This window comes from Streptomyces sp. NBC_00859, assembly GCF_045161865.1.
Taxonomy (GTDB): domain Bacteria; phylum Actinomycetota; class Actinomycetes; order Streptomycetales; family Streptomycetaceae; genus Streptomyces.
Map to the genome: position 1 here is coordinate 4,861,136 of NZ_CP108826.1, position 24,450 is coordinate 4,885,585.

General features: G+C 69.2%; 22 protein-coding genes, 1 tRNA gene and 1 pseudogene. 11 read left to right on the top strand and 13 right to left on the bottom strand.

Annotated elements, in window-relative coordinates; genetic code table 11:
• Positions 1-131: 131 nt before the first annotated feature.
• The 3 genes from OG584_RS21270 to OG584_RS21280 all read left to right on the top strand — a co-directional run bounded on the left by OG584_RS21270 (position 132) and on the right by OG584_RS21280 (position 4,793).
• Entirely contained in the window at positions 132-1,967 is a 1,836-nt protein-coding gene (locus tag OG584_RS21270; protein ID WP_405780056.1) for a PQQ-binding-like beta-propeller repeat protein, read from the top strand.
• 46 nt (positions 1,968-2,013) lie between these two features.
• Positions 2,014-3,840: a PQQ-binding-like beta-propeller repeat protein gene (locus OG584_RS21275; RefSeq protein ID WP_405780058.1), complete on the top strand. Its 1,827-nt coding sequence runs from the start codon at positions 2,014-2,016 to the stop codon at positions 3,838-3,840.
• Positions 3,841-4,076: 236 nt separating this feature from the next.
• Positions 4,077-4,793 carry a LuxR C-terminal-related transcriptional regulator gene (locus OG584_RS21280; protein WP_405780059.1) on the top strand — a complete coding sequence of 239 codons (717 nt, stop codon included), beginning with the start codon at positions 4,077-4,079 and terminating at the stop codon, positions 4,791-4,793.
• Between the two features lie 38 nt (positions 4,794-4,831).
• On the opposite strand, the gene OG584_RS21285 is transcribed toward OG584_RS21280, so the two are convergent.
• Positions 4,832-5,128 (bottom strand): hypothetical protein, encoded by a 297-nt coding sequence (locus OG584_RS21285; protein WP_405780060.1) that lies wholly within the window; start codon positions 5,126-5,128, stop codon positions 4,832-4,834.
• Between the two features lie 15 nt (positions 5,129-5,143).
• Positions 5,144-6,814 carry a sodium:solute symporter family protein gene (locus OG584_RS21290; protein ID WP_405780061.1) on the bottom strand — a complete coding sequence of 557 codons (1,671 nt, stop codon included), beginning with the start codon at positions 6,812-6,814 and terminating at the stop codon, positions 5,144-5,146.
• Between the two features lie 214 nt (positions 6,815-7,028).
• Here OG584_RS21290 and galT point away from each other — a divergent pair, with 214 nt between their 5' ends.
• From galT to OG584_RS21310, 4 genes are all read left to right on the top strand, one after another.
• A complete protein-coding gene (gene galT, locus OG584_RS21295) occupies positions 7,029-8,114 on the top strand; it encodes a galactose-1-phosphate uridylyltransferase (RefSeq protein WP_405780062.1) in 1,086 nt (361 codons plus the stop codon).
• Positions 8,111-9,112 (top strand): UDP-glucose 4-epimerase GalE, encoded by a 1,002-nt coding sequence (gene galE, locus OG584_RS21300; protein ID WP_405780064.1) that lies wholly within the window; start codon positions 8,111-8,113, stop codon positions 9,110-9,112. The genes galT and galE overlap by 4 nt, the downstream gene beginning before the upstream one ends.
• A 3-nt stretch (positions 9,113-9,115) precedes the next feature.
• On the top strand, positions 9,116-10,246 hold the full coding sequence (gene galK, locus OG584_RS21305) for a galactokinase (RefSeq protein WP_405780065.1): 1,131 nt from the start codon (positions 9,116-9,118) through the stop codon (positions 10,244-10,246).
• A gap of 177 nt (positions 10,247-10,423) precedes the next feature.
• Positions 10,424-11,191: a LuxR C-terminal-related transcriptional regulator gene (locus OG584_RS21310; protein ID WP_405780066.1), complete on the top strand. Its 768-nt coding sequence runs from the start codon at positions 10,424-10,426 to the stop codon at positions 11,189-11,191.
• On the opposite strand, the gene OG584_RS21315 is transcribed toward OG584_RS21310, so the two are convergent.
• Entirely contained in the window at positions 11,150-11,647 is a 498-nt protein-coding gene (locus OG584_RS21315) for a MarR family winged helix-turn-helix transcriptional regulator (protein ID WP_405780068.1), read from the bottom strand. The genes OG584_RS21310 and OG584_RS21315 overlap by 42 nt on opposite strands.
• A 103-nt stretch (positions 11,648-11,750) precedes the next feature.
• Here OG584_RS21315 and OG584_RS21320 point away from each other — a divergent pair, with 103 nt between their 5' ends.
• Positions 11,751-12,536, top strand: a complete 786-nt coding sequence (locus tag OG584_RS21320; protein ID WP_405780070.1) for a trans-aconitate 2-methyltransferase — start codon at positions 11,751-11,753, stop codon at positions 12,534-12,536.
• Positions 12,536-12,898 carry a VOC family protein gene (locus OG584_RS21325; protein ID WP_405780071.1) on the top strand — a complete coding sequence of 121 codons (363 nt, stop codon included), beginning with the start codon at positions 12,536-12,538 and terminating at the stop codon, positions 12,896-12,898. The genes OG584_RS21320 and OG584_RS21325 overlap by 1 nt, the downstream gene beginning before the upstream one ends.
• Before the next feature lie 34 nt (positions 12,899-12,932).
• On the opposite strand, the pseudogene OG584_RS21330 reads toward OG584_RS21325, so the two are convergent.
• A pseudogene (locus OG584_RS21330) lies at positions 12,933-13,043 on the bottom strand (Uma2 family endonuclease); the annotation flags it as partial.
• A gap of 147 nt (positions 13,044-13,190) precedes the next feature.
• Here OG584_RS21330 and OG584_RS21335 point away from each other — a divergent pair.
• Positions 13,191-13,694 carry a hypothetical protein gene (locus OG584_RS21335; protein ID WP_405780072.1) on the top strand — a complete coding sequence of 168 codons (504 nt, stop codon included), beginning with the start codon at positions 13,191-13,193 and terminating at the stop codon, positions 13,692-13,694.
• Positions 13,695-13,784: 90 nt separating this feature from the next.
• On the opposite strand, the gene OG584_RS21340 is transcribed toward OG584_RS21335, so the two are convergent.
• Together OG584_RS21340 and OG584_RS21345 are read right to left on the bottom strand one after the other, a co-directional pair.
• Positions 13,785-14,474 (bottom strand): TetR family transcriptional regulator, encoded by a 690-nt coding sequence (locus OG584_RS21340; protein WP_385030778.1) that lies wholly within the window; start codon positions 14,472-14,474, stop codon positions 13,785-13,787.
• Complete coding sequence (locus tag OG584_RS21345; protein ID WP_405780073.1) at positions 14,471-15,454, bottom strand: acyl-CoA desaturase; 984 nt, start codon at positions 15,452-15,454, stop codon at positions 14,471-14,473. Before OG584_RS21345 ends, OG584_RS21340 begins: the two co-directional genes overlap by 4 nt.
• A gap of 236 nt (positions 15,455-15,690) precedes the next feature.
• On the opposite strand from OG584_RS21345, the gene ppc reads away from it, so the two are divergent.
• Positions 15,691-18,426, top strand: coding sequence for a phosphoenolpyruvate carboxylase (ppc, locus tag OG584_RS21350; RefSeq protein WP_405780074.1), 2,736 nt, complete (start codon positions 15,691-15,693; stop codon positions 18,424-18,426).
• 272 nt (positions 18,427-18,698) lie between these two features.
• Here the strand turns inward: ppc and OG584_RS21355 are convergent, their stop codons facing one another.
• The 7 genes from OG584_RS21355 to OG584_RS21385 all read right to left on the bottom strand — a co-directional run bounded on the left by OG584_RS21355 (position 18,699) and on the right by OG584_RS21385 (position 24,428).
• On the bottom strand, positions 18,699-19,163 hold the full coding sequence (locus tag OG584_RS21355; protein WP_405780076.1) for a hypothetical protein: 465 nt from the start codon (positions 19,161-19,163) through the stop codon (positions 18,699-18,701).
• Between the two features lie 42 nt (positions 19,164-19,205).
• Positions 19,206-19,799, bottom strand: a complete 594-nt coding sequence (gene pth / locus OG584_RS21360) for an aminoacyl-tRNA hydrolase (protein ID WP_405780077.1) — start codon at positions 19,797-19,799, stop codon at positions 19,206-19,208.
• A 179-nt stretch (positions 19,800-19,978) separates the two neighbouring features.
• Positions 19,979-20,569, bottom strand: coding sequence for a 50S ribosomal protein L25/general stress protein Ctc (locus OG584_RS21365; RefSeq protein WP_405780079.1), 591 nt, complete (start codon positions 20,567-20,569; stop codon positions 19,979-19,981).
• Between the two features lie 178 nt (positions 20,570-20,747).
• Complete coding sequence (locus tag OG584_RS21370; protein WP_405780080.1) at positions 20,748-21,725, bottom strand: ribose-phosphate diphosphokinase; 978 nt, start codon at positions 21,723-21,725, stop codon at positions 20,748-20,750.
• Between the two features lie 139 nt (positions 21,726-21,864).
• Entirely contained in the window at positions 21,865-23,298 is a 1,434-nt protein-coding gene (glmU, locus tag OG584_RS21375; RefSeq protein ID WP_405780082.1) for a bifunctional UDP-N-acetylglucosamine diphosphorylase/glucosamine-1-phosphate N-acetyltransferase GlmU, read from the bottom strand.
• 168 nt (positions 23,299-23,466) lie between these two features.
• Positions 23,467-23,539, bottom strand: a tRNA-Gln gene (locus OG584_RS21380).
• A gap of 7 nt (positions 23,540-23,546) precedes the next feature.
• On the bottom strand, positions 23,547-24,428 hold the full coding sequence (locus tag OG584_RS21385; RefSeq protein WP_405780083.1) for a hypothetical protein: 882 nt from the start codon (positions 24,426-24,428) through the stop codon (positions 23,547-23,549).
• Positions 24,429-24,450 lie beyond the last annotated feature (22 nt).

Consider the following 24,450-nt stretch of genomic DNA (forward strand, 5'->3'; position numbering starts at 1 on the left):
AAGAACTCCCGCTCGACTGACGTTGATGTGCGGGATCCACACCCGATTCGCTCCTTTCCGGCGGCCTGTGCCGCTGGAATTGCGGGGGAGGCCGGTCGGGCAGTGGACCCCGCGTGAAGAGGTATGTGCTGATGACTCAGCCGCCCGACCAGCAGCCGCCGCAGGGCGGTTTCGGCGCCCCGCAGGACCCTCGGGCCGGTGGCTTCGGCGCCCCGACACCGCCGTCCCAGCCGCCGCAGATGCCGCCGCCGCCCCAGACACCGCCGGTCCAGCCGCCGGCACCGCAGGGGCCCCCGGCCGCACCGCAGGGACCCCCGTCCGGACCGCAGCCCGGTTACGGATATCCCCAGCAGGCCCCGCAGCAGCCGCAGTCGGGCCCCTACGGATACCCGCAGCAGGCGCCGGGTCCGTACGGACAGCCGCCGCAGCCCGGCCCCTACGGCCAGCCGCCGCAGGGCCCGTACGGCCAGCAGCAGGGCCCCTACGGCTACCCGCAGCAGCAGTTCCCCGGCGCTCCCGTCCCGCCGCAGGGCGGCGGCAAGAACCCCTTCAAGGGCAAGCCGGGTGCCGTCATCGGCGCAGTCGTCGCGGCGCTGCTCGTCGTCGGCGTCGGTGTCTTCTTCGCGGTCAGCGGTGGTGGCGACGGCGACAAGAAGCCGGTCGCGAGCGACAGCAGGAACACGGACGGCAAGCCGACCGCCTCTCCGAGCGTCGACCAGGGCGACGGCAGCGGCGACGGGCGCTCCGGCGACGACGACCTCAACGCCGGACGCAAGGCCGGTGAGGACAAGGTCCTCTGGCTGCAGACCAATGACGTCGCACTTCCGCAGGACGGCGCGCAGAACTACGGCATGTGGTTCAGCGGCGACGTCGTCGTGCGGGCGATGTACAAGAAGGTCACCGCGTACGGGGTGAACGACGGCAAGGAGAAGTGGAGCGTGCCGGTGCCGCACGCGATCTGTGCCGCACCGCGCCAGTCCACGCCCGACGGCAAGATCGTCATCGCGTACAAGAGCAACGACACCGACAAGGCCGACTGCAACCAGATGCAGCTCATCGACCTCAAGGCGGGCAAGGGCGGCTGGAAGAAGCAGATCCCCCAGGAGGGCGCCTTCGACATCATGAGCTCCCTGGAGCTGACGATCGCGGGCAACACCGTGACGGCCAGCCGGATGGGGCCCTCCAGCGCCTTCTCGGTCACCGACGGGCACAAGCTCTTCGGCCGGATGGACGGCGCCTGCCAGCCCGACGCGTTCGCGGGCGGCGCCAAGCTCATCGCGGTCGAGTCGTGCACCAAGAACAGCCAGCCGGACGCGAGCGAGCAGGTGCAGGAGCTCGACCCGTCGTCCGGCAAGTCCAAGTGGACGTTCCCGCTCCCCGCGGGCTGGCAGGTCAAGAAGGTCTACTCGCTCGACCCGCTGGTCATCTACTCGACCAACGAGAAGAAGAAGTCCTGGAACATCTCCGTCCTCAAGCACGACGGGACCCGGCGCTCCCAGCTGACCACCAAGGACAGCTTCCAGCCCGAGTGCGGCCTGTCGATCATCGACCGTGACCTCCAGGGCTGTGTCGGCACGGCGGCCGACGCCAACACGCTGTACCTGCCGACCCAGGTGAAGAGCGGTGCGAACGCCGTCGTCGCGTTCAACCTGAACACCGGCAAGGAGAAGTGGCGGGTGTCCGCGGGCAGCGACCGTACGATGCTGCCGCTGCGGATGGACGGCTCCAGCCTCATCGCGTACAAGGAGCCCTCGTACAACGGCGGCGGCGCGGTCGTCTCCATCCCGTCCACGGGCGGCAAGGCGAGTGTGCTCCTGCAGAACCCGGAGTCGACGCAGTCCATCGAGAACTCCTTCTACTCGAAGCTGGTCGCCTACCAGGACGGCCGGTTCTTCCTGATGTCGGGCCAGGTCAGGGGCAAGAAGGGCGACACCACCGAGAAGACGATGCTGGTCTTCGGCAAGTGAGCGGTCCCCGCAACCCCAACTCCCCCTCCACGAAGGCAGAAACGCGATGACGCAGCCGCCACAGCCACCTCAGCCGCCCAACGGACCACCGCAGGGAGGGTACGGCGCACCCAAGAACTCTCCGGGCGGCTACCGTCCCCCGACCCCGCCCCCCAACACCCCGCCGGGCCCACCGCAGATGCCGGCGGGCGCACCGCAGATGCCCCCGCCGCCCGTGGGAGCGCCGCAGGCCGGCCCCCCGCAGGATCCGGCGTACGGCTATCCGCAGACCCCACCGCCCGCCCAGCCCGGTTACGGCTATCCGCAGCAGCAGGCGCCCGGAGGGCCCGCCTACGGCTTCCCGCAGCAGCAGCCCGGCCCACCCGCGCAGCAGTACCCGACCCAGCCCATGCAGCAGCACGGCGCGGGATCCGGTACCGGCGGCGGGAAGTTCGGCATCGACGCGAAGATCATCACGTCCGCGGTCGTCGCGATCGTGCTCATCGTCGGCGCGGGCTTCGTCTACTCGTCGAGCAAGGGCGACAAGGAGCCCAACGTGTCGAGCGCGGGCCCCACGGGCGGCGGCGACGGCAAGAACACCGCGGACACCGCCAAGGGCGCGGGCGGCAAGGAGAAGGTGCCGGCCGACACCAACTCGAAGGTGCTCTTCCAGACGCCGGCCCCGAAGGTCAGTGACGTCACCGGCGTCAACGGCTCCTGGACCACGGACACGCTGTACGTGAAGTCCGGCGTCAACGAGATCGTCGGCTATGACGCGGTGAAGGGCACCAAGACCTGGACCCTTCCGCTGCCGGGCCCGCTCTGCGCCGCGACGAGCCACGTCAGCAAGGACAACAAGACGGCCATCGCCTTCCAGGCGAAGAAGCCGACGAAGGCCAAGCCGTCCTGGGGCTGCACCGAGGTCGCCGCGCTCGACCTCGACCAGGGCAAGCTCCTCTGGCAGAAGTCGTACAAGGACGGCGACCAGAAGGTCAGCGTCGACGAGGTCACCCTCGGCGCCGACACCGTCGCCGCCGGCAGCACCGGCGGCGGCGCCGCCTGGGACCTGCACAAGGGTTCCGTGCGCTGGCTGCCGAAGGCCAGCACCGACCAGTGCGAGGACGCCGGCTACGCCGGCGGCGCCACGACGCTGGTCGCCGTCCGCAAATGTGGGAACTACGACAGCCCGCAGGTCAGCGTTCAGAACCTGAACCCGACGACGGGTGCGCCCCTCTCCTCGTTCAAGATGCCGTCGGGCGTCGAGTACGCGCACATCGTCTCCACCGACCCGCTGGTCGTGGCCGCCGACGTCGGCGACACCGCCGGCGACGGCAGCGGCATCTCGGACTACTTCTCCGTGGACGCGAAGACCGGCAAGCTGCGCGCCCGGATCCCGGCCGACGGGGACAAGTACGCCGGTAACTGCGACAGCACGGCGGTCGAGCTCTGCAACGACCTGGTCGTCGGCAACGACCGGCTGTACGTGCCCACGGAGGAGCACGACGGCGTCGGTGACGACATCGGCCAGACCAACGAGATCGTCGCCTTCGACCTGGCCGACGGCAAGCCGGTACCGGGCCGCGCCGACGCCGGCGCGGGCTACTCGGCCTACCCCGTACGGATGGACGGCTCCAACCTCATCGCGTACAAGAAGGGCCCGTACAACAAGGGCGGTCAGGTCGTCTCGGTCAACGGCTCGACCCTCAAGCAGACGCTCCTGATGAACAACCCGTCGGACGAGGCGGTCCGCGACGCGGAGGCCACCTTCCTGCCGGACAGCGCCGAGATCCGGTTCTCCCACGGCCGTCTCTACCTCGCCGACGACTTGCTCAGCCAGTACACCGGCGACGACACGGAGAAGCACTACCTGGACATCGGCTTCGGCACGAGCTGACCGGGCCGGCCACCGCCGGGCTTCCGGAACTGCCGATGGGGCGCCACCCGGTGACGGGCGGCGCCCCATCGGCGTACCCAGGAGACTCACGACGGCCTGCCCGGCGGGGAATTCGGCAATGCGGGGGGCTTCTGGCCGTAAGGGGCGCGCGGCGCCTGACAACCGTGTAGCTTGCCGGGGCAGGAAAGCCGGGGCCGGGTCCGCTCCCGGTGCGGGGGGAACAGGGGGACTGCTCCATGGGCGTGCGGCTCATGGTGGTCGACGACCACCGACTGCTCGCCGAGGCGCTCGCCTCGGCACTGAGACTCCGCGGACACCGGGTGCTCGCCGCGGCCGCGCCCACCGGGGGCGCGGCCGACCTCGTGGTGAACCGGGCGCCCGACGTCTGCCTGTTCGGTACGGCCGCTCCCGCCGGGCCCGGGGCCTTCGACCCGGTCGTACGCATCAAGAAGGAACGCCCGCAGGTCGCCGTGGTGGTGCTGGGCCCGGTGCCCAACTCACCGGGAATCGCAGCCGCGTTCGCCGCGGGCGCATCCGGCTACGTACGCCACGACGAGCGCATCGAAGGCGTCGAGCGTGCCATGGTGCAGGCGTGCGCGGGCGAGACAGCGGTCTCACCGCAGCTGCTGCAGGGCGTCTTCGCGGAGCTGCTCAACCCGGCGGCCCCGCCGGACGACGAGGGCAGGCGCCTCCTGGGGCTGCTCACCGGACGTGAGGTGGAGGTCCTGGCCCGGGTCGCGGAGGGCGAGGACACCCGGCTGATCGCGGCCCGGATGCGTATCGCGCCGAGTACCGCCCGTACGCATGTGCAGCGGGTCCTGGTGAAGCTCGGCGTCGGCTCCCGCCTGGAGGCCGCCGCGCTCGCGGCGCGCACCGGGCTGCTCGACCACGCCGTGGTGCGGGCGCTCCCGAGCGCCCCGAGCACGCCGGAGGGGCCGGACTCACCTGAGTGAGGTCCGGCCCCTCCGGCGTACCGTCGCGGGACTTTCCGCTACGGCGTCTTCTGCTCGGCGGGTATCTCCTCGGGCGTGGGCGGCGCCACCGGGCGCAGCCACAGCCAGAGCAGGAAGAGCAGGCCGAGGACGAGCATCGCAAGCCCCGTCCAGAGGTTGATGTTGATCCCCTGGGCCTTCTTGAGATCCGCGTCGGACGCGGTGATCCCGGCGATCGTCACGATGATCCCGTAGACCACGAACAGTCCGCCGATGATCCTGCGGATGTCGAAGAGGCGGGCCGCCGTCGCGGACTTCTGCTCCAGTTCGGAGACTTCGTTCTGCAGTTCAGACATGGTGGGTGCCTCCGATCAGAGCGAGTAGGGCAGGTAGCAGAGCGCGGCGATGACGATCGCGCCCCAGCCGAGCAGGGCCGGCTTGCGGTACCACGCGTCGTCGCCCTCGGCCGGTGCCTCAGGTGCGTCCGGCGACTCCGTCCCGTACACCAGACCGGCCAGTTCGGCCTCCGGCTTGGGCGCCGTGAAGAGCGTGACGAGCACCATGACGACCGCACCGGCGACGAAGCCGACGATGGCCGAGACGAAGTTGGCGCCCTGGTCGGTCGGGATGTCGATGATGCCCTGCTTGTAGATCCAGAAGTAGTTGATCATCGCGGCGCTGGTGCCGGCGACCAGGCCCCAGACACCGGACTTCATCGAGGCGCGCTTCCAGAACATACCGATGATGAAGACCACGAACAGCGGGACGTTGAAGAAGGAGAAGAGCGTCTGGAGGTAGCTCATGATGTTGGAGAAGCTGGCGGCGATGAAGGCTGTGCCTATGGAGGCCAGCACGCCGACCGCCGTGATCAGCCGTCCGAAGCGCAGGTAGTACGCGTCGGGCTTGTCCTTCTTCACGTACCGCGCCCAGATGTCCGTCGTGAAGACGGTGTTGAACGAGGAGACGTTGGCGGCCATACCGGCCATGAAGGCGGCCAGCAGACCGGTCACCGCGATACCGAGGACACCGTTGGGCAGCAGCTCCTGCATCAGCAGCGGGATCGCGTCGTTGTACGTGAGGTCCGAGCCGGGCGTCCCGATCTTCGGGGCGATGACGGCGGCGACCAGGCCGGGGATCATCACGAGGAAGACGATGAACATCTTCGGGAAGGCGGCGATCAGCGGGGTGCGCTGGGCGGCCGAGAGGTTCTTCGCGGAGAGTGCCCGCTGCACCTCGGCGAAGTTCGTCGTCCAGTAGCCGAAGGAGAGCACGAAGCCCAGACCCAGGATGATCGTCAGCCAGTTGGCGCCGAGCGGGTTGGCGTGCCCGATGGACGTGCCGTTCCAGGCGGTCATGAAGTCATGGCCGTGGCTCTTCGTCAGAGTGTCGGACAGTCCGTCCCAGCCGCCGACGCGCTTGAGGCCCAGGACGCAGAGCGGGATCAGCGCGGCGAGGATGACGAAGAACTGCAGCACTTCGTTGTAGATCGCCGACGAGAGTCCGCCGATGGTGATGTATACGAGGACGAAGAGGCCCGCGACCACGATCGCGACCCACTGCGGCCAGCCAAGGAGCGCCTCCACGACGATCGACAGGGCGTAGAGGTTCACGCCCGCGATCAGGACCGCCGAGAAGGCGAAGAGTATGGAGCTCAGCAGGTGCGCCGACTTGTCGAAGCGGTGCAGCAGGAACTCGGGTACGGAGCGCACCTTCGACTTGTAGTAGAAGGGCATCATCACCAGGCCGAGGAAGACCATGGCGGGGATGGCGCCGACCCAGTACCAGTGGACGACGGCGACGCCGTACTGCGCGCCGGTCGCCGCCATGCCCAGGATCTCGGTGGCGCCGAGGTTTGCGGCGACAAAGGCCAGACCGGTCACCCAGGCGGGCAGTGAGCGGCCCGACAGGAAGAAGTCGAGGCTCGTCTTCACACTCGCTCTGGCAGCGAAGCCGATGCCCAGAACCACGATGAAGTAGATCGCCAGAATCGTGTAGTCGAGCCCGTTCGTGGGGAGCCGGAGTCCGGCAGCCAGGTATTGCATGAGTACTCGCTTCGTTGCCAGAACTTTTCCGCTGTGGAACCTACGCCCCCATGTTCAAAAAATGAACACATGATTGGTGTTCTTTGTTTGATTGTGATCGGGCCGGTTGCTATGTCCCGATGAAAGCGCTTGCTTCCTGCCCATTGACTGATCTGTTGACTTGTGGTTTGTTGTGTTCGGTTCTGTTTGGTAGCAGTGGGCGAGGAGCGCCAGCGTGAAGAAGACATCGACCCGTCTCGCCGACGGTCGTGAGCTGCTCTACTACGACTGCCGGGACGACGTGGTCCGTGACGCCGTTGACCGGCGCCCCCTCGGCCCCGTGGCCACCGCCTCCGAGATCCGCACCGACCCGCTGCTCGGCGACGCCGTCGCCATCTCCTCGCACCGGCAGGAGCGCCCCTACCACCCGCCGGCCGACGAGTGCCCGCTCTGCCCCTCGCGCGACGGACGGCTCAGCGAGGTCCCCGACTCGGACTACGACGTCGTCGTCTTCGAGAACCGCTTCCCCTCGCTCGCCGGGGACTCCGGCCGCTGCGAGGTCGTCTGCTTCACATCGGACCACGACGCGTCCTTCGCCGACCTCACCCCCGAACAGGCCGGTCTGGTCCTGGAGGCCTGGACCGACAGAACCGCCGAGCTGGCCGAACTCCCGCAGATCAAGCAGGTGTTCTGCTTCGAGAACCGCGGTGCCGAGATCGGCGTCACCCTCGGCCACCCGCACGGCCAGATCTACGGCTACCCCTTCGTCACGCCGCGCACCGCGCTGATGCTGCGCTCCGCCGACGCCTTCCAGGAGAGCAGCGGCGGGCGGAACCTCTTCGACGAGAACGTCGCACGCGAAGTCGCCGACGGCTCCCGTGTGGTCCTGGAGGGCGAGCACTGGGTCGCGTTCGTCCCGTACGCCGCGCACTGGCCGTACGAGGTGCACCTCTACCCGAAGAAGCGCGTGCCCGACCTGCGCTTCCTGGACGACGAGGCGCGCGCGGAGTTCCCGCGGATGTACCTGGAACTGCTGCGGCGCTTCGACCGCATCTTCGACGGTCCGGACGCCGCGCAAGAAGGGGCGGGCGAGCCCCCGACGCCGTACATCGCCGCCGTCCACCAGGCACCCTTCGGCGACCTGGAGGGATACGGCATCAACCGGGACGAATTCGCCCTGCATCTTGAGCTTTTCACCATTCGCCGTACTTCGGGCAAGCTGAAGTTCCTCGCGGGTTCCGAGTCGGGCATGAACGTCTTCGTGAATGACGTGCCGCCGGAGACCGCGGCCGAGCGACTGCGAGAGGTAGCGAGCAAGTGAGCAAGAAGTACCTGGTCACAGGTGGCGCGGGATATGTCGGCAGTGTCGTGGCGGCCCATCTCCTCGAAGCGGGGCACGAGGTGACCGTGCTCGACGACCTCTCCACCGGCTTCCGCGCATCCGTCCCCGAGGGCGCCGCATTCATCGAGGGCCGCATCCAGGACGCCGCCGAATGGCTCGACCCCTCGTACGACGGAGTGCTGCACTTCGCCGCGTCCTCGCAGGTCGGCGAGTCGGTCGTCAACCCCGAGAAGTACTGGCTGAACAACGTCGGCGGCACCACCGCGCTGCTCGCGGCGATGCGGTCGGCCGGCGTCCGCACGCTGGTCTTCTCATCGACCGCCGCGACCTACGGCGAGCCGCAGACCGTCCCGATCAGGGAGAGCGCCCCCACCGCTCCGACCAACCCGTACGGCGCCACCAAGCTGGCCGTCGACCACATGATCACCGGCGAGTGCGCGGCGCACGGCCTGGCCGCGGCCAGCCTGCGCTACTTCAACGTCGCGGGCGCGTACAAGACGTACGGTGAGCGCCACGACCCCGAGTCGCACCTCATCCCGCTGGTCCTCCAGGTGGCCCAGGGCCGCCGTGAAGCCATCTCGGTGTACGGCGACGACTACCCCACCCCGGACGGCACCTGCGTCCGCGACTACATCCACGTCGCGGACCTGGCCGAAGCGCACCTGCTCGCCCTGGACGCGGCCGCGTCCGGCGAACACCTGATCTGCAACCTCGGCAACGGCAGCGGCTTCTCGGTCCGCGAGGTCATCGAGACCGTACGCAAGGTCACCGGGCACGCCATCCCCGAGGTGGCCGCCGACCGCCGCGCGGGCGACCCCGCCGCGCTCGTCGCCTCCGCCGACGCCGCACACGAGCGGCTCGGCTGGACCCCGTCGCGCTCCGATCTGGCCGGGATCGTCTCCGACGCCTGGGCCTTCGCGCAGAACAGCCGCGCATCCGCGCAGGACAGTGTTGTCCCACAAAAGGGGAGTTGCTGAGGAATGAGTTTCGAGGAGCTGTACGGCAGTGCCCCCGAGGGCACGTGGGCCGCACCGGGCCGGGTCAACCTCATCGGTGAGTACACCGACTTCAACGACGGCTTCGTCATGCCGCTCGCCCTGCCGCACACCGCGGTCGCACAGGTCTCCCGCCGCACCGACGGCGTACTGCGGCTGTACTCGGCCGACATCGAGGGCGGCATCGTCCAGCTCCGCACCGACGAACTCGAACCGCTCACCAACACCAGCTGGGCCGCGTACCCGGCGGGCGTCGTCTGGGCGCTGCGCGAGGCGGGCCACCCCATCACGGGCGCCGACATCCACCTCAGCTCCACTGTCCCCACCGGCGCCGGACTCTCCTCGTCCGCCGCCCTGGAGGTCGTCACCGCACTCGCCCTGAACGACCTGTACGAACTGGGCCTCGACTGCAACCAGCTGGCGCTGATCGCCCAGCGCGCCGAGAACGCCTTCGTCGGCGTGCCCTGCGGCGTCATGGACCAGACGGCCTCGGCCTGCTGCGCCGAGGGCCACGCGCTGCACCTCGACTGCCGCGACCACTCGATACGGCAGGTCCCCTTCGACCTGGCCGCGCAGGGACTGCGGCTGCTGGTCGTGGACACCAGGGTCAAGCACGCCCTGGGCGACGGCGCGTACGCCGAGCGCCGCGCGGGCTGCGAGGAGGGCGCGCGCATCCTGGGCGTCCCCGCGCTGCGTGACATCTCGTACGAGCAGCTGCCCGACGCGCTGGCGAAGCTCGCCGACCCGAGGGTGCGCGGCTACGTCCGCCACGTCGTCTCCGACAACCACCGGGTGGCGCGGACGGTCGCGCTGCTCGACGCCGGCGACGTACGCGGCGTCGGACCGGTCCTCACCGACGGCCACGCCTCGCTCCGCGACGACCTGCTGGTCTCCTGCGACGAACTGGACCTGGTGGTCGCATCGGCGAACGCGGGCGGCGCGCTGGGAGCCCGGATGACCGGCGGCGGGTTCGGCGGATCGGCGATCGTGCTCGTCGAGGAGGTGCACGCGGAAGCGGTGTCCAAGTCGGTGGCGGAGGCGTTCACGGCGGCCGGACACGCGCCGCCGCGGATCTTCACCGCCACGGCTTCCGCGGGAGCGCGCCGCCTGTCGTGACGTGAGCCCCGCCGTGCGCCCCGCGAGAACCCGCGCGGCGCACGGCCCCCGCCCGTGCGGCGGCACCCGGACAGGCCCCGGCCGGCGCAGTGTCCGCAATCGCCGGACGGGCCTCACGCACGCCCGTACGCTGGAGGACCACCGGTGGGGGCCGGTGCGCGGGCGTGGGGGGTTCACATGGTTCATATCCGGGTGCTCGTCGTCGACGACCACCGCATCTTCGCCGAGTCGCTCGCAGCGGCCCTCGCCGCCGAGCCCGATGTGGAGGTCACCGCGGCGGGCAGTGGTGCGGCCGCGCTGCGCTGCCTGGACCGTGCCGCGGCGGACGGGCGCGCGTTCGACGTGCTCCTGGTCGACGCCGATCTCGGCCTCGCGGCGGGCTGGGGGGCCCGTCAGGACGCCGCCCCCGGCAACGGGCAGGCCACCGCGGTGGACGGCATCTCGCTGGCCTCATCGGTGCGCGCGTCCAGACCCGCGCTCAGGACCGTCGTACTCGCCGCCAGGGACGACGTGCGCCGGGCCGCGCAGGCGCTCCAGGCCGGAGCCTCGGGATGGGTCGCCAAGGACTGCTCGCTGCAGCGTCTGCTCGCTGTGATCCGGGGCGTCCTGCGGGACGAGACCCATCTGCCGCCCGCGCTGCTCACCGGCGTCCTGCGGGAGCTGACCACGGCCCACAGGCACCGCACCGAAGGCGAGCTGCTGGTCGAGGCGCTGACGCCCAGGGAGCGCGAGGTCCTGCGGTGCATGGTCGCGGGCCTGGGGCGCAAGGCGGTGGCCGAGCGGCTGTTCCTCTCCCCGCACACCGTGCGTACCCATATGCAGAACGTGCTGGGCAAGCTCGGTGTGCATTCCACGCTCGCCGCGGTCGCACTGGCGAGACGCGCGGGTGTCGGACCCGCCGACCTAACCGGGGATGTTGTCGAACGGGGCAGTCAACTGGCGTAGCAGACTGGCCAGTTCGCCCCGCTGGCTGCGCGAGAGCTCGGCGAGCAGTGCACGCTCCTGGGCGAGCAGCCCGGCCAGCGCCTGGTCGGCGCGGTCGCGCCCCTCGTCGGTCAGCCGGACCAGCACCCCGCGCCGGTCGCTCGGATCGGGCAGCCGCTCGACGAGCCCCTTGGTGGCGAGCCGGTCGATGCGGTTGGTCATGGTGCCCGAGGTGACGAGTGTCTGGGTCAGCAGCTGTCCGGGGGAGAGCTGGTACGGGTCGCCCGCGCGGCGCAATGACGTCAGGACGTCGAACTCCCAGGGCTCCAGACTGTGCTCGGAGAACGCGAGCCTGCGGGCCCGGTCGAGGTGGCGCGCCAGCCGGGAAACGCGGCTCAGCACCTCAAGTGGTTCCACGTCGAGGTCAGGGCGCTCCCGCCGCCATGCAGCCACCAGCCGGTCGACCTCATCCTCCATGTGGATCAGTGTAAAGGGTCTGTCGACATGAAGTCTCTTGGCGTCAACTATCTCGTCAACAACTATCTTGACATCGAGAGATTTTCGGGGGAATGCTGAACCCATGACCGCACCCACCTGGGATCCGCAGCAGTACCTGCGCCACGCGGACCACCGCACCCGGCCCTTCCATGACCTGCTCGCCCGGATCTCCGGCACCCCGGCCACCATCGCCGACCTCGGCTGCGGCGCCGGAAACGTCACGGCCCTGCTCGCCGAACGCTGGCCGGACGCCCGCATCACCGGCTTCGACAACTCCCCGCAGATGCTGGAACAGGCCCAGCGGTACAGAGGGCCCCGGCTCGGCTTCGCCCACGCCGATGCCGCCACCTGGACGCCCGCCGAACCCTACGACCTGCTCGTCTCCAACGCCCTGCTCCAATGGGTCCCCGGCCACCCCGACCGCTTCGCCGGCTGGCTGGACGCCCTCGCCCCCGGCGGCACCTTCGCCTTCCAGGTCCCCGGCAACTTCACCGCACCCAGCCACACCATCCTCGCCGCACTGCGCGAATCCCCGCGTTGGAAGCCCCGGCTCTCGGGCGTCGGCGACCGCACGGCAGCCGTCCTGGAACCCGCCGAATACCTCTCCCGCCTCACCGGCCTCGGCTGCACCACCGACGTCTGGGAAACCACCTACCTCCAGCTGCTCACCGGCGAGGACCCGGTCCTCGACTGGGTCAAGGGCACCGCGCTGCGCCCCGTCCTCACCGCGCTCGCCGACGACGAGGAGGCCACAGCCGCCTTCCTCAGCGAATACCGCGACCTGCTCCGCGAGGCCTACCCGCCAGGCCCGCACGGCACGGTCTTCCCCTTCCGGCGCATCTTCGCCGTGGCCCGCAGGGAGAAGTGATGCTCGCAGCTTTCGACCACGTACAGCTCGCCGCCCCGCCCGGCACCGAGGACGAGCTCCGCGCGTACTACACCGGGGTGCTCGGCATGACCGAGATCCCCAAGCCGCCTGCCCTCGCCGCGCGGGGCGGGTGCTGGTTCCAGTACGGCCCGGTCCAGCTCCACCTCGGCATGGAAGAAGGCCACCGCCCCTCGGCGAAGGCCCACCCGGCGCTGCGCGTCACGGGCATCGGGGCGTACGCCCAGCGGCTGGAGGAACGCGGCGCGAAGGTGGTGTGGGACGGCGACCTCCCCGGCCACCGCCGCTTCTACTCCTGGGACCCGGCAGGAAACCGCATCGAGTTCCTGGAGCCGGTGGCCTGACGGTCCTCGACCTCGGCTTCACCCTTTCGGACGATCACATCGGGACACCGACCGTGAGCTTGTCATGGTGGATCCCGGACAGCGCGTACGTCTTGGACAGCGGGTCGAGTTCATGGACGTGCACGACGGGGTGCTGATTGGCACCGGCCGTCTGCCGGAATCCGGAAGCGTCATCACAAGGAGTGACACCAGGCCCGGAGGCGGTGAACCACGCCCGCGCGCGCCGGGGGACACTGATCAGGGAACAGCCGTACGGGGCGGACGGCGGCCCGGCGACGGAGGTGAGAACGGGATGGCGAAGTTACGCGACTGGGCCGAAGTGGAGGTGGGTCCCGACTACCGGACGTTCGGCATAGTCGACGAGGCCTGCGCACAGGAGACCCACACCCCCGACGCCCCCGAAGGGAGCTGGCTGCGTGCGGCGCGGGGCATGGTGTACCTGGAGTGCCCGGGTGACGTCATCACGGTCCGGCTCCGGCTGGAGGCATGGAGTGGCCCGCCGCCTGCCGCGGGGCAGTGGTCGGGTACGGGCGAAGCGGAGGTGGAGCTGCCCAGTGGTGTGCTGTGCGTCGACATGCTGACCGCCGGCTGGGAGGAGGCGGTGTTCACCCTCCCCAAGCCCGGACACTACCGAGTGCGCATGCTGTGGGCGTTCAACCCCGAAGCAGGGCCCTTCCACTCGTCATTGACCGGCGCCACCGCCCTCGACACACCACCGGGGCGCGAGGAGCAGCTGGCGGGGGTGGACCAGTTCTGCCTGGCGCAGTTCTGGCGGCCGCCCTCGTTGGCCGGCTGATCCGGCCCCGGCTCGTACGGAGGCGGGCCGCCGTGGACCGGCCGCCGCCCGCCCCCATCGCCCGCGCGGGAACACCGGAGCGTGCGGGGCTCAGCCCTTCCGGTGCCCTATGAGCCGCGGCTTCGGCTCCAGACCGTCCAGACCGTGCCACGCCAGGTTCACCAGATGCGCGGCCACCTCCGCCTTCGGCGGCTTGCGGACGTCCAGCCACCACTGACCCGTCAGCGCCACCATGCCGACCAGCGCCTGCGCGTACAGCGGCGCCAGCTTCTGGTCGAAGCCGCGCGCCTTGAACTCCATCCCCAGGATGTCCTCGACCTGCGTGGCGATATCGCTGATCAGAGACGCGAACGTACCCGTCGACTGGGCCACCGGCGAGTCCCGCACCAGGATGCGGAAACCGTCCGTGTACTCCTCGATGTAATCCAGCAGCGCGAAAGCCGCCTGCTCGCACAGCTCACGCGGATGGCCCGCAGTCAGCGAGCCCGTCACCAGATCCAGGAGCTGACGCATCTCGCGGTCGACCACCACCGCGTACAGCCCCTCCTTGCCGCCGAAGTGCTCGTACACCACCGGCTTGGAGACCCCGGCCTTCGCCGCGATCTCCTCCACCGAGGTGCCCTCGAACCCCTTCGCGGCGAAGAGGGTGCGACCGATGTCCAGCAGCTGCTCGCGGCGTTCCTTCCCGGTCATACGGACCCGGCGCGCACGCCGGGCCGCGGGCGGCCGGTTCTTACCACCGCTGGTGCTGCTGCCTTCGATCGCCACGTCTGTCATCATGCCGTTTCTGTGAGCTCGCTCTTGCGCCGGGCATCGATCCGGGAAGCGGACGGCCAGCGCACGTCGTACGCCCAGCCCAGCTGCTCGAACCAGCGGATCAGACGCGCGCTGGAGTCCAGTTGGCCCCGCAGGACACCGTGCCGGGCGGACGTCGGGTCCGCGTGGTGCAGGTTGTGCCAGGACTCCCCGCAGGACAGGACCGCGAGCCACCAAACATTGCCCGAGCGGTCCCGCGACTTGAACGGCCGCCTGCCCACCGCGTGACAGATCGAGTTGATCGACCAGGTGACGTGGTGCAGCAGCGCCACCCGGACCAGCGAACCCCAGAAGAACGCGGTGAAAGCGCCCCACCACGACATCGTGACCAGACCGCCCACCAGCGGCGGGATCGCCAGCGACAGCACCGTCCAGTAGATGAAGTTCCGCGAGATCCAGCGGATCGCCGGGTCCCTGACCAGGTCCGGGGCGTACTTGTGCTGCGGAGTCTGCTCCTCGTCGAACATCCAGGCCATGTGCGCCCACCACAGGCCCTTGAGCAGGGCCGGGAAGGTCTCCCCGTACCGCCACGGCGAATGCGGGTCACCCTCCGCGTCGGAGAACTTGTGGTGCTTGCGGTGATCGGCCACCCAGCGCACCAGGGGCCCCTCGACCGCGAGCGACCCCATCATGGCCAGCACGATACGAAGCGGACGCTTCGCCTTGAACGCGCCATGCGTGAAATACCGGTGGAAACCGATCGTGATGCCGTGGCACCCGACGTAATACATCACCACGAGCAGCCCCAGATCGAGCCAGCTCACACCGCCCCAGCTCCACGCCAGCGGCACCGCCGCGACCAGAGCGAGAAACGGCACGATGATGAAGAGCAGCAGACCGAACTGCTCCACGGAGCCCTTACTGTCCCCGCCCAGCGTCGCGGAAGGGACTACGGGACCGGTCGGGGTCTGGGCGTCATCGATCAGATCGGGACCAAATGTCATGAAGGACTCCCCCGTGGGGTGAGGAATGCGGCTGATGCCCGGCTACGGTTCCGTAACCTACGGCCTCGTAAGTATGTCAGCGAGCAGCCTCGCGGCAAGAGGGCTGTGGACGGCCCGGCGAGGCGGACACCTATCCTGGTTCCGTGTCGTCGGACAGCGCGGTCCGTTCTGTGACTTCTGGGAATGACACCCAGACCCCTTTGCCAGTCGTGCCAACACTGCAAGGAGCCGCACCTGTGAGCAGTGCCGACCTGACCTCCAACCCGACCGCCAGCCCCGAGCTGCGCGCCGATATCCGCCGCCTCGGTGACCTGCTGGGCGAGACCCTCGTACGCCAGGAGGGCCCCGAACTCCTCGAACTGGTCGAGCGCGTCCGCGCCCTCACCCGCGAGGACGGCGAGGCAGCCGCCGAGCTGCTCGGAGACACCGGCCTGGAGACCGCAGCCAAGCTGGTGCGCGCCTTCTCCACCTACTTCCACCTGGCGAACGTCACCGAGCAGGTGCACCGCGGCCGCGAGATGCGCGCCGTACGCGCCGCCGAGGGCGGACTGCTGGCCCGCACGGCGGACCGGCTCAAGGACGCCGACCCCGACCACCTGCGCGAGACCGTACGCAACCTCAACGTACGGCCCGTCTTCACCGCGCACCCCACCGAGGCCGCACGGCGCTCCGTACTCAACAAGCTCCGGCGCATCGCCGAGCTCCTGGAGACCCCCGTCATCGAGGCCGACCGCCGCAGGCACGACCTGCGGCTGGCCGAGAGCATCGACCTCATCTGGCAGACCGACGAGCTGCGCGTCGTACGCCCCGAACCCGCGGACGAAGCACGCAACGCCATCTACTACCTCGACGAACTCCACGCGGGCGCCGTCGGTGACGTCCTGGAGGACCTCGCAGCCGAACTGGAGCGAGTCGGCGTCGAACTGCCCGCAGGCACCCGCCCGCTGAGCTTCGGCACCTGGATCGGCGGCGACCGCGACGGCAACCCCAACGTCACCCCCGCCGTCACCTGGGACGTGCTGATCCTCCAGCACGAACACGGCATCACCGACGCCATCGAGCTCATCGACTACCTGCGCGGCCTGCTCTCCAACTCCATCCGCTACACCGGCGCCACCCAGGAACTGCTCGACTCCCTCCAGCTCGACCTGGAACGCCTCCCCGAGATCAGCCCCCGCTACAAGCGCCTCAACGCCGAAGAGCCCTACCGGCTCAAGGCCACCTGCATCCGGCAGAAGCTCGTCAACACCCGCGAGCGCCTCGCCAAGGGGACCCCGCACCGCGACGGCCGCGACTACCTCGGCACCTCCGAACTGATCGCCGACCTGACCCTCATCCAGGCCTCGCTCCGCGACCACCGCGGCGGACTCTTCGCCGACGGCCGCATGGACCGCACCATCCGCACCCTCGCCGCGTTCGGCCTGCAGCTCGCCACCATGGACGTACGCGAACACGCCGACGCCCACCACCACGCACTCGGCCAGCTCTTCGACCGGCTCGGCGAAGAGTCCTGGCGCTACGCCGACATGCCCCGCGAATACCGCCAGAAGCTCCTCGCCAAGGAACTCAGGTCCCGGCGTCCGCTGGCCCCCAGTCCCGCCCCCCTCGACGCGGCCGGTGAGAAGACACTCGGCGTCTTCCACACCATCAAGCAGGCCTTCGAACGGTTCGGCCCCGAAGTCATCGAGTCCTACATCATCTCGATGTGCCAGGGCGCCGACGACGTCTTCGCCGCCGCCGTACTCGCCCGCGAAGCCGGCCTCCTCGACCTGCACGGCGGCTGGGCCAAGATCGGCATCGTGCCGCTCCTGGAAACCACCGACGAACTGCGCGCCGCCGACGTCATCCTCGACGAAATGCTCGCCGACCCCTCCTACCGGCGGCTCGTCTCCCTGCGCGGCGACGTCCAGGAAGTGATGCTCGGATACTCGGACTCCTCCAAGTTCGGCGGCATCACCACCAGCCAGTGGGAGATCCACCGCGCCCAGCGCCGGCTGCGCGACGTCGCCCACCGCTACGGCGTACGGCTGCGCCTCTTCCACGGCCGCGGCGGCACCGTCGGCCGCGGCGGCGGCCCCTCCCACGACGCGATCCTCGCCCAGCCCTGGGGCACCCTCGAAGGCGAGATCAAGGTCACCGAACAGGGCGAGGTCATCTCCGACAAGTACCTCGTGCCGTCCCTTGCCCGCGAGAACCTCGAACTGACCGTCGCCGCCACCCTCCAGGCATCCGCCCTGCACACCGCGCCCCGCCAGTCCGACGAAGCGCTCGCCCGCTGGGACGCCGCCATGGACGTCGTCTCCGACGCCGCGCACGCCGCGTACCGCAAGCTGGTCGAGGACCCGGATCTGCCGACGTACTTCCTCGCCTCCACACCGGTCGACCAGCTCGCCGATATGCACCTCGGCTCCCGGCCCTCCCGCCGCCCGGGTTCGGGCGTCTCGCTCGACGGCCTCCGCGCCATCCCCTGGGTCTTCGGCTGGACCCAGTCCCGCCAGATCGTCCCCGGCTGGTTCGGCGTCGGCTCCGGCCTCAAGGCCCTGCGTGAAGCCGGACTCGACACCGTCCTGGATGAAATGCACGAAAAGTGGCACTTCTTCCAGAACTTCATCTCCAACGTCGAGATGACCCTGGCCAAGACGGACCTGCGGATCGCCAAGCACTACGTCGACACCCTCGTGCCCGACGAACTCAAGCACGTCTACGCCGACATCGAAGCCGAACACGAACTGACCGTCCGCGAAGTCCTGCGCGTGACCGGCGGCCAGAAGCTGCTCGACTCCCACCCGGTGCTCCAGCAGACCTTCGGCATCCGGGACGCCTACCTGGACCCGATCTCCTACCTCCAGGTCTCCCTGCTCGCCCGCCAGCGGGCAGCGGCCGAACGCGGCGAGGAAGCCGACCCGACACTCGCGCGGGCACTGCTCCTCACCGTGAACGGCGTCGCGGCAGGACTGCGCAACACCGGCTGACCCCCGGTCGGAGGCGGATCCGGGAGGCCCGGGGCGAACTTTCGCCCCGGGCCTCCCGCCTGCCGGGGACCGCGGCCCCGCACGCAGGACGGGCGGAGGAGCGGCAGCCGGTGAGCCAGTACGCCCAGGAGCCGGTCCCCGAACGCCGGACGGACCCGCAGTACGGCCGTCGGTCCCCGGCCGGCCGGCAGCGCCGCGACGCGCTGGACGGAGTGGCCCGAGCGGCCCCAGGGCCCAGCACTATGAGCGCAAAGCCCCCTGACGCGCGCGGTTCAGAGCGCCACGAAAGCCGCCACCAGCAGCCCCGCACCCACCGCCCCCGACACCCACGCCGTACGCGGCATCCGCAGCCCGCCCCCGATCACCAGCGCCGCCAGCATCAACGCCCCGCCCAACGGCACCCAGGCATGCAGCCCCCCGGCCCAGCCCGTCCGTATCGCCTCGTCCGAGCCGGGACGGACCACCACCGGCAGCCGCTCACCCTTCTTCGCCGCAGTCGACTTGTCGATCCTCAGCCCCACGTGCGGAGCCGACCCCGCCGACGGCACGAACGGGCCCGTACACGTGTCACCCGCACACGAAGCCACCGTCAGCACGCCGTGATCACGGCCCTTCGCGAGGATCACATGCTGGGCCGTCCCCCACGACGACCAGAACCCGGCCACCAGGATCAGCGCCGCGACACAGCCCATGGCCGCCCGGCGCGCGAACAGCAGGACGCCACGATTCCGCTTCATGGGGCGCGATCCTTGGCCATAGGGCCACGCCAGGTCAAGCCGTCAGGAGTTGTACGTGGTCTGCGCCCGCTCAAGACCCTCGATGACCAACGCCTCCACCGCATCAGCGGCCCGGTCCACGAAGTACCCCAGCTCCTTGCGCTCCGCCGACGAGAAATCCTTCAGCACGAAATCCGCCACCTGCATACGACCCGGCGGACGCCCGATACCGAACCGCACCCGGTGGTAATCGGGGCCCAGCGACTTCGTCATCGACTTCAGCCCGTTGTGGCCGTTGTCCCCGCCACCCAGCTTCAGCCGCAGCGTCCCGTAATCGATGTCCAGCTCGTCATGGACAGCCACGATGTTCGCCGCCGGCACCTTGTAGAAATCCCGCAGCGCCGTCACCGGACCACCCGAGAGATTCATGTACGACAGAGGCTTCGCCAGCACCACACGCCGATTGGCGGGCCCAGGCGGACCCACCCGGCCCTCCACCACCTGAGCGCGCGCCTTGTGCGCCTTGAACCGGCCCCCCATGCGCTCGGCGAGCAGATCAGCCACCATGAAACCCACATTGTGGCGGTTGGCCGCATAGTCAGGACCAGGATTACCCAGGCCCACGACGAGCCAGGGAGCGGTCGGGTCGGGCGTCATCTGCACGTCTCCCTCTGCACGTGTCCGCCTGCCCGCCCTCACGAGCAGCGGCGAAACCGGAAAAGCCGGTGAACAGCCAGCCGCCGCCCGCGCCTTGCGGCACGGACGGCGGAATCAAGCACCCCGGGACGGCACAGCCCCCGGGCCGCCGGACCAGCCGGCGGAGATCAGCGCGAGGCTCAGGCCTCGGCGCCCTCGGCCGCCTCATCGGCGTCCGCGGACGGCTCCTCGGCCTGCGCGGCCACAACCTGGATGACCACAGCGTCCTCCTCGGTGGCGAGGGTCGTACCCGAAGGCAGCGGAACATCCTTCGCCAGGATCGAGTCGCCCGCGTCCATACCCGCGACCGAGACAGTGACCGACTCGGGGATGTGCGTGGCCTCGGCCTCGACCGTCAGGGTGTTCAGCACGTACTCCAGCAGGTTGGCGCCCGGCGCCAGGTCGCCCTCGGCGTGCACCGAGACCTCGACCGTGACCTTCTCGCCCAGCTTGACCGCCAGCAGGTCAACGTGCGTCAGGTCACGCTTGATGGCGTCACGCTGAACAGCCTTGGGAATGACGAGCTCGGTGCGGCCCTCGATGTCCAGACGCAGCAGAGCGTTGGCGGTCTTGAGCGCCATCATCAGCTCGTGGCCCGGAAGGGTGATGTGCACCGTGTCGGCGCCGTGACCGTAAACAACCGCCGGAACCTTGTTCTCACGACGGATCTGGCGGGCAGCGCCCTTGCCGAACTCGGTACGGACTTCAGCGGTGAGCTTGACCTCAGCCATGTGGCACTCCTCGGAGGTGACGAAAACGGATGGGTCACCCGGCCACGTATCGCGGCCTGCTACGAAGAGCGCGTCGATAACGGAGCGCCGTACCCATGAGTACGGCCTCCCTCGCCGAGCAACTCCGTGAGTCTACCCGGCGGGGAGGCCGTCCCAGAAATCGATCTTCAGACCGCTGCTACGCCTGCTCCTCGAAGAGGCTGGTGACCGAACCGTCCTCGAACACCTCGCGCACCGCGCGGGCGATCGTCGGCGCCATCGAAAGCACCGTGATCTTGTCGAGCTCCAGATTGTCAGGGTCGGGCAGCGTGTTCGTGAAGACGAACTCACTCACCTTCGAGTTCTTCAGGCGGTCCGCCGCCGGACCGGAAAGCACTCCGTGCGTCGCCGTCACGATGACATCCTCGGCACCGTTCGCGAACAGCGCGTCCGCCGCGGCACAGATCGTGCCACCCGTGTCGATCATGTCGTCGACCAGGACACAGACGCGGCCCTTCACCTCACCCACCACCTCGTGGACGGTGACCTGGTTCGCGACGTCCTTGTCACGCCGCTTGTGAACGATCGCCAACGGGGCACCCAGCCGGTCGCACCAGCGATCCGCGACACGCACCCGGCCCGCGTCAGGCGAGACGATCGTCAGCTTCGAACGGTCCACCTTCGCGCCCACGTAGTCCGCCAGTATCGGCAGCGCGAACAGATGATCCACCGGACCGTCGAAGAAGCCCTGGATCTGATCGGTGTGCAGATCGACCGTGAGGATGCGGTGCGCACCCGCCGTCTTCATCAGGTCCGCGATGAGACGCGCCGAGATCGGCTCGCGGCCGCGGTGCTTCTTGTCCTGCCGCGCATAGCCGTAGAACGGCACGATCACAGTGATGCTCCTGGCCGACGCCCGCTTCAGGGCGTCGATCATGATCAACTGCTCCATGATCCACTGGTTGATGGGAGCCGTGTGGCTCTGCATCAGGAAGCAGTCCGCACCGCGGGCCGACTCCCGGAAGCGAACGTAGATCTCGCCGTTCGCGAAGTCGAAAGCCTTAGTCGGCACCAGGTCGACCCCCAGCTGGGACGCGACCTCCTCGGCCAGCTCGGGGTGGGCGCGGCCGGAGAAGAGCATCAGCTTCTTCTCGCCGGTCGTCTTGATCCCGGTCACAGCACAGTCTCCTCAGACGTGTTGATTGCTGCTGGGCGAGCCAGCCGGCGGTATGTACCGGGGCGTACCCCGGAGTCCCGGCCCGTAAGCCGAGCATGCGTCTATCACGGTACGCGCAGATGAACGCACGTGTTTCCGGTCAGCTTTCGCCACCGGGCTCGTCGGACGCGGCCTGAGCGGCCTGCGCGGCGGCACTTCCGGGACGCTTCCTGGCCACCCAACCCTCGATATTCCTTTGCTGGCCCCGGGCGACAGCCAGTGCACCCGCCGGGACGCTCTTCGTGATCACGGAGCCCGCCGCGGTGTAGACACCGTCCCCGACCGTGATGGGAGCCACAAACATGTTGTCCGAGCCGGTCCGGCAGTGCGACCCGATCGTCGTGTGATGTTTGTCCTGTCCGTCATAGTTCACGAAGACACTCGCGGCGCCGATGTTGCTGAACTCACCGATCGTCGCGTCCCCCACGTACGAGAGATGAGGCACCTTGGAGCCCTCGCCGATCGTGGCGTTCTTCGTCTCCACGTACGTCCCGATCTTGCCCTTCGTACCCAGCCGGGTACCGGGCCGCAGATAGGCGTACGGGCCCACGGTCGAACGCTCCCCGACCTCCGCCCCGTCCGCCACCGTGTTGTCCACCCGCGCGTACGGCCCCACCACGGTGTCCTTGAGCCGGGAGTTGGGGCCGACCTCGGCACCCTCCGCGAGATGGGTCGTGCCGAGCAGCTGCGTACCGGGATGGACCACCGAGTCCGGCTCGAACGTCACCGTCACGTCGATGAACACCGACGCCGGGTCGATCACACTCACCCCGGCCAGCATCGCCCGCTCGAGGAGCCGGGCGTTCAACAGGGCACGGGCCTGCGCCAGCTGCACCCGGTTGTTGATCCCGACGATCTCCCGGTGGTCACCCGCGACGGACGCACCGACCCGGTGACCGGCGGCCCGCAGGATGCCGAGCACATCGGTGAGGTACTCCTCGCCCTGGCTGTTGTCGGTACGGACCTTGCCCAGCGCCTCCGCGAGGAGCCGCCCGTCGAAGGCGAACACCCCGGAGTTGATCTCCCGGATCGCCAGCTCGGCCTCGGACGCGTCCTTGTGCTCGACGATCGAGATCACCGCACCGGTGGCGTGGTCGCGCACGATGCGCCCGTACCCGGTGGCGTCCGGGACCTCGGCGGTCAGCACGGTGACGGCGTTGCCGTCGGTGGAGTGCGTGGCGGCGAGCGCCGACAGCGTCGCACCGGTGAGCAGCGGAGTGTCGCCGCAGACGACGAGAACGGTGCCTTCGGGGGCGGCGCCCAGCTCTTCGAGTGCGGTGCGGACGGCGTGCCCGGTGCCGTTCTGGGCCTGCTGCACGGCGGTGCGTACGCCCGCGTCGGCCTCGGCGAGGTGGGCCTGCACCTTCTCGCGCTCGTGTCCGACCACCACGACGAGCTGTTCGGGTTTCAGCTCACGGGAGGCCGCCACGACGTGGCCGACGAGCGAGCGCCCGCTGATCTCGTGCAGGACCTTCGGGGTGGCCGACTTCATCCGGGTGCCCGCACCTGCGGCGAGAACGACGACGGCGGCCAAGGGGGCCTCTCCCCCTGTTCGCGCGGAGCCGAGACCTTGGGGGGGATTGGCGCTCACGGTGGTGCCCTTCGGGTGCGGGTGGTGGACGTCCGCAGAATACCGGGGGGCCGGGGGGTGGACAGGGGGCGGGTCCTGACCTTGGGAGGTCAGGACCCGAACCGCGTATTGCTCCGCCGCTAGGACTCGAACCTAGACCGAACATCTCCAAAGGATGCCGTGCTGCCGATTACACTACGGCGGAACGCGCGTCAGCCAGGCAAGGAACGCCCGCCGACCAAAACGCTGGCATCTACTATGCCGTACCACCAGCCTTCAATGCGACGGTAAAGATCAGCGCTTTTTTGAACCTGGACGACGAGGCAGCCGCGGTAGTCGGCGCCGATGTTCTTGCGCAGGGTCTTCACGTTGTGCTTTTTGAGAGTGGTCTTGCCGAACGACGAGGTGTCGCTCCCCACGAGAGCCGCCCAGTACTTCTCGGCGGCGAGCACATCGGCCGACTCGTGAATCGTCACGTGGAAACGGAGTAGTTCGCGGTCCACTCCGAGGAGATCCAGCCAGGCCAGGAACACCTGAATCATGCCGGGGTCGCTGTTGATGAATGCGACCCTCTCGCGCCGTGCATGCGGCTTGTCCTTGGTCCCCTCGGACCAGTAAAGGGCCACCCCAATGATGAACAGCTCCCGCTCGGACATCGCGCCGATCTCGTCCGTGGCCGCCTGTTTGGTCTGCCGGCGCTCCACCTCGCGCCGCTGAAGGGTGGCCTCCCAGCCGCGCTTGGCGATCGCCGAGGCGTCCTCCCGTGTCCGCCGGGGAGGCTTCGGCAGATCCCGCACCCACAGGGAGATCGAACTCTTGGAGCACCCCAGCTCCACCTGTATCCGGTCGTACGTCATGCCCTGCAGCCTGAGTTCGCGGGCCTCTGCGCGGAGGTCGTCCTTCGCGTTCGGGCGCTTGGTCCACTCGGGGGCGGGCTCGCCCTGCAGCAGGCGGTTGAGGATGTCGTTGTTGTCGACGAAGAGACGGTCGCGGATCTGGCGGCGGCTGAGCCCCTCCCGGCGCAGCGCGATGGCTTGTTCGCGCAGTCCTTCGAAGTCGGAGTACTTGCTGTTTTCGCTGCGGATATCGGTCACATGAACAGACTCGTCCGGAATG